General features: G+C 44.5%; 12 protein-coding genes and 2 riboswitches. Of the genes, 3 read left to right on the top strand and 9 right to left on the bottom strand.

All coding sequences use genetic code 11. The features are described 5' to 3' along the window. Positions 1-36: 36 nt before the first annotated feature. Complete coding sequence (locus ACUUJN_RS20545; RefSeq protein WP_023990005.1) at positions 37-732, bottom strand: response regulator transcription factor; 696 nt, start codon at positions 730-732, stop codon at positions 37-39. A gap of 160 nt (positions 733-892) precedes the next feature. On the opposite strand from ACUUJN_RS20545, the gene ACUUJN_RS20540 reads away from it, so the two are divergent. Continuing rightward, the gene (locus ACUUJN_RS20540) at positions 893-2,251 is read left to right on the top strand and encodes a sugar phosphate nucleotidyltransferase (RefSeq protein ID WP_338533717.1); all 1,359 of its coding nucleotides are present in this window, start codon (positions 893-895) and stop codon (positions 2,249-2,251) included. A gap of 196 nt (positions 2,252-2,447) precedes the next feature. Here the strand turns inward: ACUUJN_RS20540 and ACUUJN_RS20535 are convergent, their stop codons facing one another. The 4 genes from ACUUJN_RS20535 to ACUUJN_RS20520 all read right to left on the bottom strand — a co-directional run bounded on the left by ACUUJN_RS20535 (position 2,448) and on the right by ACUUJN_RS20520 (position 7,354). Then, positions 2,448-2,963, bottom strand: a complete 516-nt coding sequence (locus ACUUJN_RS20535; RefSeq protein ID WP_023990003.1) for a thioredoxin family protein — start codon at positions 2,961-2,963, stop codon at positions 2,448-2,450. A gap of 256 nt (positions 2,964-3,219) precedes the next feature. Next, complete coding sequence (locus ACUUJN_RS20530; protein WP_484668871.1) at positions 3,220-5,076, bottom strand: beta-glucoside-specific PTS transporter subunit IIABC; 1,857 nt, start codon at positions 5,074-5,076, stop codon at positions 3,220-3,222. A 230-nt stretch (positions 5,077-5,306) separates the two neighbouring features. Beyond that, positions 5,307-6,149 (bottom strand): BglG family transcription antiterminator LicT, encoded by an 843-nt coding sequence (gene licT, locus ACUUJN_RS20525; protein ID WP_028541551.1) that lies wholly within the window; start codon positions 6,147-6,149, stop codon positions 5,307-5,309. 233 nt (positions 6,150-6,382) lie between these two features. Continuing rightward, on the bottom strand, positions 6,383-7,354 hold the full coding sequence (locus ACUUJN_RS20520) for a LacI family DNA-binding transcriptional regulator (RefSeq protein WP_023990000.1): 972 nt from the start codon (positions 7,352-7,354) through the stop codon (positions 6,383-6,385). 213 nt (positions 7,355-7,567) lie between these two features. Between ACUUJN_RS20520 and ACUUJN_RS20515 the strand changes: the two genes are divergently transcribed. Both ACUUJN_RS20515 and ACUUJN_RS20510 read left to right on the top strand, forming a co-directional pair. Continuing rightward, a complete protein-coding gene (locus ACUUJN_RS20515; RefSeq protein ID WP_484668870.1) occupies positions 7,568-9,025 on the top strand; it encodes a glycoside hydrolase family 1 protein in 1,458 nt (485 codons plus the stop codon). A gap of 168 nt (positions 9,026-9,193) precedes the next feature. Further along, a riboswitch (glycine riboswitch) is annotated at positions 9,194-9,270 on the top strand. Positions 9,271-9,288: 18 nt separating this feature from the next. Next, positions 9,289-9,383: riboswitch (glycine riboswitch) on the top strand. A gap of 159 nt (positions 9,384-9,542) precedes the next feature. After that, a complete protein-coding gene (locus ACUUJN_RS20510; RefSeq protein WP_023989998.1) occupies positions 9,543-10,961 on the top strand; it encodes an alanine/glycine:cation symporter family protein in 1,419 nt (472 codons plus the stop codon). 57 nt (positions 10,962-11,018) lie between these two features. Here the strand turns inward: ACUUJN_RS20510 and ACUUJN_RS20505 are convergent, their stop codons facing one another. From ACUUJN_RS20505 to ACUUJN_RS20490, 4 genes are all read right to left on the bottom strand, one after another. Then, positions 11,019-12,191: an iron-containing alcohol dehydrogenase gene (locus ACUUJN_RS20505; RefSeq protein ID WP_053325982.1), complete on the bottom strand. Its 1,173-nt coding sequence runs from the start codon at positions 12,189-12,191 to the stop codon at positions 11,019-11,021. Positions 12,192-12,346: 155 nt separating this feature from the next. After that, entirely contained in the window at positions 12,347-13,174 is an 828-nt protein-coding gene (locus ACUUJN_RS20500; protein ID WP_023989996.1) for a carbohydrate ABC transporter permease, read from the bottom strand. Between the two features lie 22 nt (positions 13,175-13,196). Next, a complete protein-coding gene (locus tag ACUUJN_RS20495) occupies positions 13,197-14,072 on the bottom strand; it encodes a carbohydrate ABC transporter permease (protein ID WP_034095207.1) in 876 nt (291 codons plus the stop codon). Positions 14,073-14,103: 31 nt separating this feature from the next. Continuing rightward, positions 14,104-15,387, bottom strand: a complete 1,284-nt coding sequence (locus tag ACUUJN_RS20490) for an ABC transporter substrate-binding protein (protein ID WP_023989994.1) — start codon at positions 15,385-15,387, stop codon at positions 14,104-14,106. Between the last annotated feature and the right edge of the window lie 120 nt (positions 15,388-15,507).

The following is a 15,507-nucleotide window of genomic DNA, read 5'->3' as shown; positions in this document are numbered from 1 at the left end:
AGCTGCTCAGTGGGGAAATGGGTAGCCATGATACGGCTACATCTCATATTTGTAGCCTCTGCCCCAGACGGTACGGATATGCTGAGGATTTTTAGGGTCACGTTCTATTTTTTTGCGAAGGCTGGAAATATGTACGTCGATGGTACGATCCAGATAAGCGCCATCTCCGCCTTTGATCCGATCCATCAGCTCGCTGCGGGTAAAGACTTTACCTGGATTGCAGGACATCTCTTTTATAATGGAAAATTCAATTTGAGTGACTTCTATTTCTTGGTCATCGACTAACAGGCTATGACGGTAATCATTCACCCACACTCTTACCTTTTTAAGCTTTTGAGTTACCGTTTGCGATTCAATGGGCATGTTGGGGCCGCAGCGGCGCAGCAGGGCTTTGATGCGGGCATTTAACTCTATCAGGCTGAATGGTTTGCATAAGAAGTCATCTGCTCCGTCGTCCAGAGCCTTTATTCTTATATTCAGCAGGGTGTTATTAGAGATGACCAGCATAGGGACCGTAGTAAATTGACGGATTTGGCTGATCAGCGCACATTCGACTTTACCGGAAAACATTAGAGCGGTCACAATAATATCGGGCTTAAAACGCATAAGTGTAGGAATTGCAAGTTTAGAGTCATAGATAAGTTCGGTATGATAGCCTTCCTCCTGCAGATGAAGAGCAATCATATCTGCCAAACTTTTTTGATCTTCAATGATGAGTATTTTTATGGGCATGACTGACATCTCCTGTACGGATAAAGATACAATTACATTGCATAAGTATGTATTTTCCACGATAATACATACTTATGTATTCGGCAGAAATGCGAAAATCGAACAGTCCTATAATGAAAGAAAAATATTAATTTAGAGGAAGAAGGTTGCATCTTTGCGAATGATTTTATTATCTGGAGGTTCGGGTAAACGTCTATGGCCCTTATCCAATGTGAACCGCCCCAAGCAGTTTCTTTCCATACTACGTCACGACGAACGGCCGGAAAGTATGCTTCAACGAATATGGAGGCAATTAGATGAGGCGAATTTGGCAGATGAGGCCTATTTTTCAACGAGTGGAACTCAGGCCGAGCTGATTCGGGGGCAAATTGGCGGAGATGCTGTAGTGATTGAGGAGCCGACTCAACGGGATACCTTCCCGGCCATTTCCCTGGCTACGGCCTACTTGCATGACATTGCAGGCGCATCACGCGATGAGATCGTAGGGGTCATGCCTGTGGACGGGTATGCGGGGGATGAATTTTTCGAGCATCTGCGTAGGCTTCCTTCGATATTAGAGCAATCAGGAAGCCATATCGCATTAATGGGGGCTGCCCCAACGGAACCCTCAGATAAATACGGATATATCGTGCCTTCAGCCTCTCCTTCACTTGACCAGCCATATTATAGGGTTAGTTCATTTGTAGAAAAGCCGGATCTGATCCGTTCAGAAGCGTTGATCCGTGAAGGGGCCTTATGGAATTGCGGGGTGTTTGCTTTTAGACTAGGCTTTTTGTTGGATATTCTGAAGCAAATGGGTATACCAGCCGACTATGAATCTCTTTCGACAAATTATGCAGACTTGCCTAAAACTAGCTTCGATATTGCGGTAGTAGAGCATACTCATAAGCTCTCTGTGCTCCCATATCATGGAGAATGGAGAGACTTGGGCACATGGGATTCTTTGGTACGGGAAGTAAGTTCGAAGCTGAGTGGCCCGGGATATATTTCAGAAGCTTCACATGACTCGCATATCATCAATGAACTGGAGATTCCGGTTAGCATCTGGAATGTTCCAGACATTATTGTCGTTGCTGGTCCAGATGGCGTGCTGGTTACGGATCGACAGTCGTCAACAGGAATTAAGGATATGGTGGCAGAAATTGAAATCGGCCCGCGTTTTGAGGAGCGCTTCTGGGGAAAGCAAACCGTATTATCCCATCAACAGGCGGCAAGTGGATTGCAGACAGTGACCAAACGCGTGGTCATTTCAAATGGGAGATTTATCAGCTATCATGAGCATCAGTTTCGTAAAGAAGTTTGGACTATAGTTTCTGGAACCGGGAGTGTCTCTATCAATGGCGTGACACAGACAGTCAGCCCTGGTGAGGTCATCGTCATAGAACCCGGTACAAAGCATTTTATAGGGGCAGTAGAGGGAGATTTAGAATTCATTGAGTCACAAATCGGACATATCGTATCCGAAACGGATATTATCCGATATGAATTTCCTGATTCGATTGACGATCATACTCTATGAAGTGTCTACAATATAGGGACTGATAGATACGAACGAGGTTTATCAGAAGGCAGTGAAGAGTAGTAGGAACTATTTTTTATTAGAGCTTAGATGACCTGTACATTCCTAAAAAAGGTATTCATGCGCTACACGAATGAATACCTTTTTTTGCATAAACAGTTCTTTGTGTGCGTAATGAAATGGATAGAAAAGAGACTTATAAAATAAGTTTCTTGGAGGTCAGCCACTCTTTTACAGCGTCTGTACTGAGGTCTCTTTTAGGCGTCCATTCTATTTTATCAACCAGCTTGCCGTTTCTGAATTCTGCAATGGTGGGGGTGTATTTAACGTTGTAATCCTCTTTGAATTTATTCCATTGGGGCTTGTCCTTATGGATTTTGTGAACGTTCAAAAAAGTAATTTTAGAGCCTAGATTATACTGTTCGATCATCTTGTTAAAGTTAGGCTCAAACCGATTGCAGTCGCCACAACTCGGTCTGCCGACATAGACAAATACACTTTGATCCTGTTGAATCAAACTCTTAAAACCATCAAATGTAACCGCATTCAAGTGGTCATATATTTCTGGGTAATTGCTTTTGCTCGCTTGGATTTCTTTGTCTTTTTGTAGAACAACCTGCTCTAGGTCTTGAAATTTAACTACAGCTGAAATAGCGATACCAATGATAAGCAACACAATGACACTTAACCCGGCGATATATCCTTTTTTCACAGAAATCCTCCTTTTTTTACATTCTTACACTTACAATAAATGATATTTCCATTTTTCGCTGTAACACTTGTCTCATTATGTATAAAAAAAGAAGCTTTCCATGGGGAAAGCTTCTTTAATCAGCATTTTGCATAATTCGATTCCCAACGCTTGTAAGTACAGTATATAGACGAACTAAAGCGTTTCGATCTATATACTGCTGATTTGAAAACGCTCCTGGGATTTATGCAAAATGCTCTAGTCTGAAAGTTAAACGTTAGACCACAACAGTCAACAAGTAATCCTCACGCTTCACTTCAGTTTCCATTGTGTTCAACACATCCAGGTATTGAGCGGAATTTGTTACGATAATCGGCGTAGCCGTAGTATAGCCTGCTGCCTTAATTTGCTCGATATCAAATTCAAGCAACAGTTGTCCTTGCTTAACTATATCGCCTTCCTTGACGCGCTTGTCAAAGAATTGTCCTTTCAGCTTCACTGTATTAACACCCACGTGAATCAGAATTTCTGCTCCGTCATTGGAAGTAATACCGATGGCATGTCCGGTCGGGAATACTGTCGTAATCGTTCCATTGACAGGAGATGTCAGCACACCCTCTGTAGGATCAATGAGGATTCCTTTCCCCATAGCACCTGAAGCAAAAGCAACATCAGAAGATTGTTCCAAAGGCAATACTTTACCTTGCAGTGGGCTTACGAGAATTTCTTTCTCGATTGCCACTTCTTTCTTTACGGGTGCAGCTTCTGTTTTTGCAGTTTCTTCTTTTGGATCATCAAAGCCCAAAATCATAACCAATACAACTGCAAGTACAAAGGCAACGAGCAAACCGATGACTACCCACAAGAATCCAGGTCCGAAATAAGTCGGCAACGCCAGTAGACCCGGTAATGCAAAGGATTGTGCGTGCGCTCCGCCAGAAGCGATAATCGCCCCGCCGATTGCCCCGGAAATACAAGCATAAATGAACGGCTTTTTCAATTTCAAAGTTATGCCATAAATTGTTGGTTCTGTAATCCCGAAAATAGCGGCCAGCGTAGAGGAACCTGCCAAAGCCTTCATCTGAGTGTTCCGGGATTTCAGGAATACCCCCAATGTTGCACCAGCCTGAGAAAGTACGGCTGCTGTAAGCATCGGAAGCATCGTGTCATAGCCCAATGTTGCAATATTCGACAGCATGACCGGAACGAAGCCCCAGTGTACGCCGAAAATAACAAACACTTGCCAGAATGCCCCGGCAACAGCCCCGGCAATTAGTGGGCTTAAATTGTATACCCATGTAAAACCGTTTGCCAAGCCCTGACTGATCAGGTTACCTACTGGACCAAAGGCCAGAAATGTTAACGGAATAACGACCAGGAGCGAAAGCATCGGCACGATAATGTTTTTAACCGATTGATGGATAAAGGAATTGAACCAGCGCTCCACATAGGACTGAACCCAGACCGCGAGAATAATTGGAATGACACTGGAACTGTAATTAATCAGAATGATCGGAATACCTAAAAACGCCAATCTTTCTGGGTTGCTTACCGCCGTTATAACTGCTGGATAGACCAGAGCTCCAGCGATTGCCACCGATACAAAGGTGTTTGTCTTAAATTTACGGGACGATGTAATAGCCAAAAACACAGGTAGAAAATAGAAAACACTGTCGGAAGCTGCACTTAGGATCAGGTACGTACCGCTTTTATCATTAATCCATTGAAAAGATAAAATTAACGCCAGTAGCCCTTTAAGCAAACCTGCCCCGGCAAGAGCACCAAGAATGGGAGAAAAAATGCTGGAAATGATATCGACCGCTTTGCCAAGAAAATTCGTTTTTTCGGAAGATTCTTCCTTTTTGGCATTGGGATTGTCTGCATCCTGCAAATTCGTTTCTGCCATCATATGCTCAAACACTTGACCTACATTGTTACCGATGACCACTTGAAACTGGCCGCTGCTTTCCACTACTGTAATGACACCAGGGGTTGCTTCCAGTGCGGCTTTGTTTGCTTTTGTACGATCATTTAATTTAAATCTCAAGCGTGTAGCGCAATGGAATACCGAATTGACATTCTCTTCGCCACCAACGAGGGTCACTATTTTTTTAGATAGTTCTTTATCACTCATGTTCAGAACTCCTTATGGGTTATTCTTGCTACTGATAGGATTTACTGTTTACATCTGTTGCTAAGATGCGCCGGCGTGCACCTTTTTAAACTTGTAAACAAGAAAAACCTAAACTCGTGGTGAAAACTACGCACTCTCCTATAGAGGAACGTCGATTTCACCATCAGTTTAGGTTTTGCCTGCCTTACCAGTCACAATCCATGAACGATGAGGATATGAAGTTGTTAATCTTATATGTTATTACGCTCAGTTACCCGATGAATATGGATAGTTAGATATACGTATTCATCCTTGCTTAAATATTGATCGTATGTTTTTTCCAGATACTCATTGATCTTTTGGGCACAAGCAAAAGCTTCGGTATACGTCTGCTTCACCTGGTTGTACAAAAATTCTTCACCACTGTGAATGACTTCTTTGCGAATCACTCGCATCGCAAAATATTGCAAATGTGTCAAAAATCTCGAATAGCTAAAAGAAGACTCATCCAGCACAATTCCGTAATGATACGTAATAATGTTCAATATATGTTGGACAATCTCGGTCATTTTCAGTGTAGATTTCATTTCGTTACCGTCGATCCGTGCATTCACCATATGCAATGCAATAAATCCTGCTTCATCTTCGCCCAATTTTACTCCGAGCGTATTTTCAATTTTTTGAAGAGCATCCAGTCCAACTGCAAATTCTTTTTTGTAGAAGCGTTTAATTTCATACAGCATCGCGTTTTGGAGTGCCAGTCCTTTTTCTTGCCGTTGTATGGCAAAATGAATATGGTCGGTCAACGTTAAATAAATATTATCGCTTAACTCCGTATCCAGTACTTCCGTTGCATGCTTTACGATTTCACTCACTACCTCCAGATGAGACACTGGAATATCGTTCAGCAGCTCAGTTAGTTTAGCCGTGAACTCGTTTTCATTTAACATGAAAATCTTATCTATTTTATCATCATCGACTTGATCGCCAGCCACCTTTTTGAAGGAAATACCTCTTCCCATCACGATGACCTCTTTGCCTTTATCGTTTTTAGTCAATAGGACGTTGTTATTGAGCACCTTCTCAATAATCATTGAAGTTCCCCCTCCCATCCTTTACCAATAAAAAATGCCTAAGCACAATTCAACACTATTGTTAGCAATAGCACTCAATTGAACTCAGGCATTGCCCGCATCACCGGTCACAATCCTTCGATATAGTGCTATTGTAGCACAAAAAAAAGCGATTTCAACATATTTTATTCTGATTCGACAAAAAATATTTCATATCAAGGCCCTTTTGCCTAATTTGCAAGTAAATCGTTACCTTACGTGGTCGTACGTTCAATGAGGCAGTACTCTAGCGAATGAAGCTCCATTTGGCGTCCAATCAGCTGAGGGGAAAGCATGAAAAAAGCATTTTGTGCTTGAGCCATGATGGGATTTTGAATCGTTGTAATCCCCATCGTATGCGCCAGCTCCGTGTTATCGAATCCGACAATCGCCAGATCTTCCGGTACGTTCAGCCGTTGTCTGCGTGCTTCGCAGAGAATGCCCACTGCTACATAATCGTTAGCACATAAAATAGCCTCTGGGAATTCTTCCCGACGCTGTAACAAATCCCGTACGACCTGTTCGCCATCACGGATATTATAAATAGAAGAGTGATTCCAGTGTTGCAACACTGGAAGATTGTGCTCACTCATGATCTGTTCGTAGGCTCGTTGTCTGCTATGGGTATTGATGCTGCTCGGACGACCAAAAGCATTGGCTATACGAGTATAGCCTTTTTGTATCAAATGTTTTAGCGCTAACATATATCCTTCATACTGATCCATAGCGACGGAGCGAATATCGGTATGCTCCATTCGTTGCCACGAAACGATCGGGCCATATTTGCAATAGGTACTCAAAAAATCAGTGTCATTCACGCAGGAAATGATGACCAGCGCATCGACTCTTTTTCTTTTTAAATCCTCAAAGGCTTGAAGCTCTTTCTTTTTGTCTTCTCCCGAAGTATAAATAATGGTTTGGAATTCATACTGGCCGGCTACTTCCACAAAGCTGTCCAGAAAAGCCAGAACAATTTCATTAATAGTTGAAGTAATGATACCGATCTGAAGCGTCTGACCCTTGGATAGAGAAATGGCATTCCGATTAGGAACATAATCCAATTCCTGCATGATTTTTAAAATCTTAGTTCTTGTTTCGTGACTGACATGGGGTGACTGATTTAATACTCTGGATACCGTAGCTTTGGAAAAGCCCGCCAGTTTTGCAATTTGATCAAGATTCGACATGATGCTTCTCCTCACATAAGAAAAAAATACTTGACATGAAACGCGTTACAACGATTAGGATGCTTATGAAGGCATTACGTCTATTTTAAAGCATCTGTCAATCCTTTTCAAAGGAAGAACGGTTACCGTTAGGTATTGATTCACATTTGCAGCACTTGATGGGATTACTTGACCAAAGTAAAAATCTTAAATACGGAAAGAGGTTTTTATACCATGACGAAGACGCTAAAAGGATTTCCGAAAAACTTCTTGTGGGGCGGGGCAACCGCAGCCAACCAATTGGAAGGTGCTTTTGACGTAGATGGAAAAGGATTGTCCAGTGCGGACATGGTTGCCTATGTACCCAAAGCAGAGCGCAAGAACGATCATGCTATGGAGATTTCGTCCGAGCGACTCGAAGACATTTTGGCAGGCAAAGTCAATGCCCGTTTTCCAAAACGTGAAGGTGTGGACTTCTTCCACCACTACAAAGAAGATATTGCATTGTTCGCGGAAATGGGCTTTAAGGTATTTCGTATGTCCATCAACTGGTCGCGGATTTTCCCGAATGGCTATGATGCCGAGCCGAATGAAGCGGGACTGCAATTCTACGATAATGTATTTGATGAGCTGCGCAAATATGGTATTGAACCGCTGGTAACATTGTCACATTATGAGACACCGCTGGGTTTGACTCAGAAGTATAATGGCTGGCTGGGTCGTGAAGTTATACAGCACTACGTAAATTATGCCGAAACTGTGTTCACGCGTTATAAGGATAAAGTAAAATACTGGCTGACTTTTAATGAAATCAATGTAATGACCATGAGTCCGTTTACTGGTGGCGGGGTGGTCATTGACCGCGTAGAAAACAAGCAGCAAGCGATATACCAAGCACTGCATCATCAATTTGTAGCTAGTGCACTGGCGACAAAACGAGGACATGAGATCATCCCGGGCTCTCAAATCGGCTGTATGCTGGCTCGTTTGGAAAGCTACCCACATACGTGTAACCCACAGGATATACTGAAAGCCCAGCATGAAAATCAGATGAACCTGTTCTTTACGGATGTGCATGCCCGTGGGGAATATTCCAACTACATGGATCGTTATTTTGAAGAAAATAATGTTGTTATACACACAGAACCAGGCGATGCCGAAATTTTAAAAAATAACACGGTCGATTATATCTCATTCAGCTACTACATGACCTTGACCGTATCTGCAGGTCCAGAAGGCGAGAAAGCAGCAGGAAACCTGATTGGCGGCGTGAAAAATCCATATTTACAGTCCTCTGACTGGGGATGGCAAATTGATCCGATCGGTCTGCGTGTTACGCTGAACACGTTATATGACCGCTACCAAAAGCCGCTGTTCATCGTGGAAAATGGCCTAGGTGCTTATGATAAGGTAGAAGAAGACGGATCTGTGCATGACACATATCGTATTGATTACTTGCGTCAGCATATTGTTCAAATGAAGGAAGCAATTGCCGACGGTGTTGATCTGCTTGGTTACACCAGCTGGGGTCCTATCGACCTTGTGAGCATGTCTACTTCCGAAATGTCCAAGCGCTACGGATTTATTTACGTCGATCTGGATGATGACGGTAACGGAACGCTCAAACGCTCCAAAAAGGACTCATTTAACTGGTATAAAAATGTGATAGCAACCAATGGTGAAGAATTGTAATTCCAAATTTTCTCGGGCGGGTATAGCAGAGGACATCCTAAGGATGCAATCTGCTGTACCCGCTTTTTTGATAGACACAATAATAATATTTCAGAGGGTTTCACAAACTTTTCACTTGTAATAAACTGAAAGTTTTCTGTATAATAAATAAAAATTTCATATGTCTGGTTGATGTTTGCGGGAGATGGAACGAAAGTTCCGACCGAAGGGGCAAAACTCTCAGGTGCTTAGGCTGATTACAGCAACAAGCGGGGACCGTAAACGGACAGAACTCTGGAGAGACCCTTAATTGGGCGCCGAAGGTGCACCGCAGAGAACATCTGCTTAAACTCTCAGGCAAAAGGACAGAGACGCGAATAACCTGTGACAGGGAATGCCCTAGGCTTTTTTATAAGCTATTAGAGGCAGAAACCTGCGCAAGATGGTTGTATTTTTTCGTGCCTTTAACCTCTCCAGGAGTCGAATCAGCGGATTTGACTCTTTTTTGTTTTCTAATATGCTGGAGGAGCGGGTTGAAATGAATTTGGTACATGTGTTAGAAGCGATTAGCAGTTGGATATGGGGGGCGCCTCTCATCATTCTTGTCATGGGAACGGGGTTGTGGCTGACCATACGTTTGAAGATGCTGCAGGTATTCCGCCTGCCCCTGGCGATCAAGCTGATCGGTAAGGCCCCGAATGAAGGCAGCGGGGATGTAAGTAGTTTTGCGGCTTTGAGTACAGCGTTGGCGGCTACAGTTGGCACAGGAAGTATTGTCGGCGTAGCGACAGCCATTAAGCTGGGCGGGCCGGGTGCCTTGTTCTGGATGGTCGTTGCAGCCTTTTTTGGGATGGCGACGAAATATGCGGAAGGTGTACTTGCGGTAAAATACCGGGTGAAGGATCGGAATGGGCAATTTTCCGGCGGCCCGATGTATTATATTGAGAAAGGTCTGGGACGCCGTTTTAAACCGCTGGCGATGCTGTTTGCTTTTTCGGGCATGCTGGTAGCGTTGTTCGGGATTGGAACGTTTCCGCAGGTCAAAGCGATTGTATCTTCGACCGAAAACAGTTTTGGCGTTCCGCCCATTGTAACGGCACTGATTATTGCTATCCTTACAGGACTTGTTACTATTGGAGGACTCAAAAGCATTGCCAAGGTATCGACGAAGGTCGTTCCTTTTAAAACAGGCTTGTACGTACTGATCTGTCTCATCGTACTGATTCGGTTTGCTGACCAACTACCTGCCGCAATTGCGCTGGTGCTCCATTCGGCATTTTCAACTACATCTGCAACGGGCGGATTTGCCGGAGCTACGATTATGCTGGCGATGCGAAGTGGGGTAGCCAGAGGTATTTTTGCCAATGAGGCCGGATTGGGAAGCGCACCGATTGCAGCCGCAGCTGCCAAAACCAAATGGCCTGCGGAGCAAGGGCTAATTTCCATGACAGGCGTGTTTATTGATACGATGGTTATTTGTGTGATGACCGGGTTGACGCTACTGGTTAGTGGTGTGTGGAGCGGGCCTACCGATGCGGGCCTGATGACTCAGCAAGCATTTTCCAGCGCATTCCCGCTGGGGGCAGAACTGCTCACAATCATTCTGATTATGTTTGCGTTCACCACCATGCTCGGCTGGAACTATTACGGGGAACGCTGTGTTGAATATTTGCTTGGGGTCAAGTGGATTAAGCCATACCGCTATCTGTTCATCCTACTGGTTGCCGGGGGCGCGTTCATTAAACTGGATGCGATTTGGCTGCTGGCAGATATCTTTAACGCAATGATGGCTTTCCCGAACCTGATTGCCCTGCTCGGCTTATCAGGAATTGTAGTCGCAGAAACCCGAACCTATATGGATTCTCTGAATTCTAGTAAGAAAAAGGGCATTCTTGCAGGTGCCAGTGTAGGGGCAGCTATCCAAGTAGAAGAAAAAGGACAAACGGTTAATTCATAAATTCCAAAAGGGAGTGCCCTCAGTCATCACAGGCTTGAGGACACTCCCTTTTGAATGTTATAACGATGCGTGCAAAATAGCTGAAATATCTTCTTGGTTCAGCTTTTTATAATTACCGAAGCCTCCGTATTCCATTTCACGGGCTGCAATGTTTGCGACTTTTTCCAATTGCTCATCATTAATATTGTAATCGGCCAGGGTGGAAGGGGCACCGAGACTTGTCCAGAATGCACTCAGGCGATCAATCCCCTCCAAAGCAATTTCCTTATCCGTTTTACCAGTGGTATCTAAATCAAACATGCTGAGCATCAGCCGCTTCATGCGTGCAGCATCCTGATCCACCGTATGTCTCATCCAGTTGGGGAACAGGATCGCCAGACCGCCAGCATGAGGAATATCATATACAGCGGATAATGCATGTTCAATCGTATGCGAAGCCCAGTCCCCGAAGTAGCCCATTTGTAGTGTTCCGTTAAGGGCAATCGTTCCGGCATATAAAATCGTTTCACGATGCTCGTAGTTGTGCAAATCCTCCAGCAGCTTAGGTGCAGTTTCGATCACGGTTTGCAACACGGAAAAGCACATACGATCTTGCAACGGTGTATTTTTAACATTGTGAAAATATTGTTCAAACACATGGCTCATCATATCCACCATGCCATATACCGTCTGATCACGTGGCACAGAGAAGGTGTTTTTTGGGTCCAGAATCGAGAATTTCGGATGCGTTACCGCGCTGCCCCATACGTATTTTTCGTTCGTTTCCCAGTTGGTGATAACAGAATCCGGATTCATTTCTGAACCGGTGGCGGCGAGTGTGAGGATGGTGCCGAATGGCAGAGCCTGGGTCGGCATGTGCTTTTTGTTGATAATATCCCACACATCGCCGTCATATTCAGCCCCTGCTGCGATGGCTTTGGTGCAATCAATAACGCTTCCACCGCCTACAGCAAGTAAGAAGTCGATTTTTTCATTTCGGCAAATGTCGATACCCTTCTTAACGGTGGACAAGCGCGGATTCGGTTCTACGCCGGACAATTCATGAATGTTCAGATGTAGCGGTTCTAACGCGTTTAATACCTGGTCATATAGACCATTTCGTTTGACACTTCCGCCTCCATATACCAGCAAAATGTTTTTGCCGTAATTCAGCAGTTCCTGCTGGAGTTCTTCAATTTGATTGTCTCCAAAAATTAATTTGGTGGGGTTATAATATGTGAATTTGTTCATCTGGTAAGTTTCCCTCAGTTCATAGTTCATAGTTCATGTTCAAATCGTAAATCGCTTAACCTGATTGCCTGTTGGATACCTAACTTCATCATGTAAGCTATTTGAAATGACGATTAGCTATTATACATGAAATGAATAAGGGAATTCAAGTAAATCTAATCTTTGACCGCTCCGGCGGCAAGATCGGAAATAAACTGGCGGCTAATGAAAAGAAATAAAATAATAAGTGGCAGTACAGCCAGCAGGGTGCCCGCAATGACCATCGCATAATCCGTATTGTAAATCCCGTTCAATTGTGACAGTGCAATCTGGAGCGTGAATTTACGTTCATCCGTTAAGACGATTAGCGGCCATAAATAATCATTCCAGGCTCCTATAAAGGTAAATGCGCCGAGAAAAGCGAACGCAGGACGTAGAATAGGCAGTGCTACATTCAAGTACAGTCGAAAAAAGCTGCATCCGTCCATCCGGCCCGCATCCAGCAGTTCCTTTGGAATGGATTCTTCCGCATATTGACGAATCCAGAAAATGCCGAAGGCATTTACCATCCCCGGGATGATAAGCGCTTTGAACGTACCTACCCATCCAAAGGAGGCCATCATGACAAAGGAGGGGACAAGCGAAAGTTGTGAAGGGACCATCATCGTAGCTAGCAGAACGATAAATAGCACTTTTTTGCCCGGAAAATCAAACTTGGCGAATGCAAAACCTGCTAGTGAATCGAAAAACAGAACCAATAGGGTAACAGAACCGGCTACAAAAAGGGTATTAAAAAAGGCTCCGGCAAAATTAATCTGTTGTAATACTCTCGTTATGTTATCCAAGAAGTGGCTGCCAAACCACAATTGTGGTGGAAAACGATAGATGTCTGAGGTTGTACGGGTTGCCATGACGATCAGCCAGTAAAATGGAAACATCGACAGAATGATTCCCACCAACAATCCGGCATATAAAACAAAGGATTTTGCGCGTGTCTGCATCATGTTGTGAAGCTCCTTCCCATCGTTATTTTTTACCTTGAACGAGTTTCCAGTTTATGATGGAGAATAGAGCAATGATGAGGAACATGCCCCATCCGACGGCTGCACCATATCCAAAATAGTTGTTAATGAACGACTCGCGATACAGGTATAAAACGATGGTCATGCCACTTGCCCCGGAACCGCCGTCATTACCGACCAGGACCTGTGGCTCGGTGAAGAGCTGCATACCGCCGATGGTGGACGTAATCACCGTAAACAGAATGACTGGGCGTAGCATGGGGATAGTGATGCGGAAAAAAGCTTGCGCTCCGGTTGCCCCGTCTATTTTGGCGGCCTCATACAGCACATGCGGAATACTCTGGAGTCCAGCCAGATAGATGATTGAGTTATAGCCCATCCATCTCCATACGACCATAGAAGAAATGGCGATTTGGATACCCCAGGGCACATTCAGCCATTGAACCATGGGTAGCCCCATGAGTTGCAGAAGGTAGTTAAGAAATCCAAAATTGTTGGCAAATAAGGCACCGAATATGATGGCAACAGCTACAATAGACGTCACATTTGGCAGGAAGAATCCGACTCGCCATAAGGTACGCATTTTCACAAAAGGGGCATAAAGCAGAAAGGCAATAATCAGTGCGAAGAATAGCATCGGAATCGTTGCATACACCCAGATCACAAAGGTGTTGCCTACAGCCTGCCAAAATTCATGATCTGTTACAAGGTAGCGAAAGTTGCCCCAGCCGTTGTAGGTCATGTCTCCGATCCCGTCCCATTTGTGAAACGCTAGATATAATGAAAAACCAATCGGAAACAGTCCAAAGATGCCAAACAGTAGATAAAACGGCGAGATCGCAGCATAAACGGCACGGTGCTTCCAGATTTCTCTCAGCATAATGTCCACACGCCTTTTTTGAATTTTGTTTTTACCGCTGTAATTCCCGTTCGATTCGATCCATTGTTTCCGTCCATAATGCATCGGAATTGGCATCCTGCTTGGCGACATTAGCAAGACGACGGGTCACAATGCCGTGGATGACAGGATAGCGCTCGCCGAAATAGCTGCTTTTCACATTACGTGCGGAGGTGGCAAAGATGAGTCCGGTGGCCTGACCACCAAAGAAAGGCTCGGGTGTCCCCATGATAGGATCGTTATAGACGCCGGGAGTGGACGGGAACAGTCCGATTTTGTGGTAGGCTTCCAGCTGGTGTTCCGGGTTTTGCAGCCAGGTCAGCACTTCAAAGGCTTCTTTGGGATGTTTGCTGGATTTGAGGATAGAAATGAAAGAACCACCCAGGTTGCCGTCTCCTCCAGGAGCACGGGCGACTCTCCATTTACCCGCTGTATCCGGCGCGGCCTCTGTGAGAACTTGCTTCATCCAGATAGCCCCTACAAAAGAGGCGATTTTGCCGTTATTGACTGAAGCGTTCCATTCGGGAGTCCAGCCATCCGCATTGGCGAGCAGATGCTTCTTGTGGAAATCGACAGCGGTTTTCCAGCCCAGACGGATGTCAGGAGATTGATTGCCGATATAGCTGCCATCTGGCTTGAAGTAAAGGTTTGTATGCTGAGCGAGTACCTGATTGTAAACGTTTACAATATTGTCAGCCAAAAATGAACGGCTTCCGAATTTCTGGCGAAGTTGTTCTCCGGCCGCCATGTAATCATCCCATGTGCGAATGGAGGCACTAACCTTTTCAGGATCACTAGGCAAGCCTGCTTGTTCAAACAGATCACTTCGGTAGAAGAGGGCGGTAGGTCCTGTATCCATGGGAAATGCGATCATTTTACCATCAGGAGTGATCCCCTGATTCCATTTCCATTCCAAATATTGATCCTTTAAGCGGTCTGCTCCGAGTTCCCTTAAGTCATAAAAACGATCCGCACTGGGGAACAGCTCCACCATCCAATCGTTCAGAGCTACGATGTCTGGTTCACCGGAACGAGCTGCGAGCGTTGTCTTCAGTTTGGCTTTGAAGTCACCGCCTATTTTTTGAGTTTTTAATTCAATGTTGGGAAATTGTTTTTCCGCCTGGGCGAGTAGTTCATCGTCAATGGAACGGTTCCAGTACCACAATGTAAGCGTTATCTTTTTTCCGTTTGACAAATTAGTTTCAGATGATTGACTTTCAGAGAACGAGGGTCCACTACAAGCACTGAACATCGTGAGAAAAGCAAGACATAATACCAGCCATTGTACTGTTTTCACATCATTTCCCTCCTTGCTGTCTGAGATAATCTGCCTGCTAAACAAGTTGTAAATGGTTTAGCTCCATCATATGAAGCTGTTACCCATTTATGTGCATTGACTTAACCAAAAACAAAAAAA

The organism is Paenibacillus sp. LRG-1 (assembly GCF_057220305.1).
This window is presented reverse-complemented; position numbering and strand designations above follow the sequence as displayed.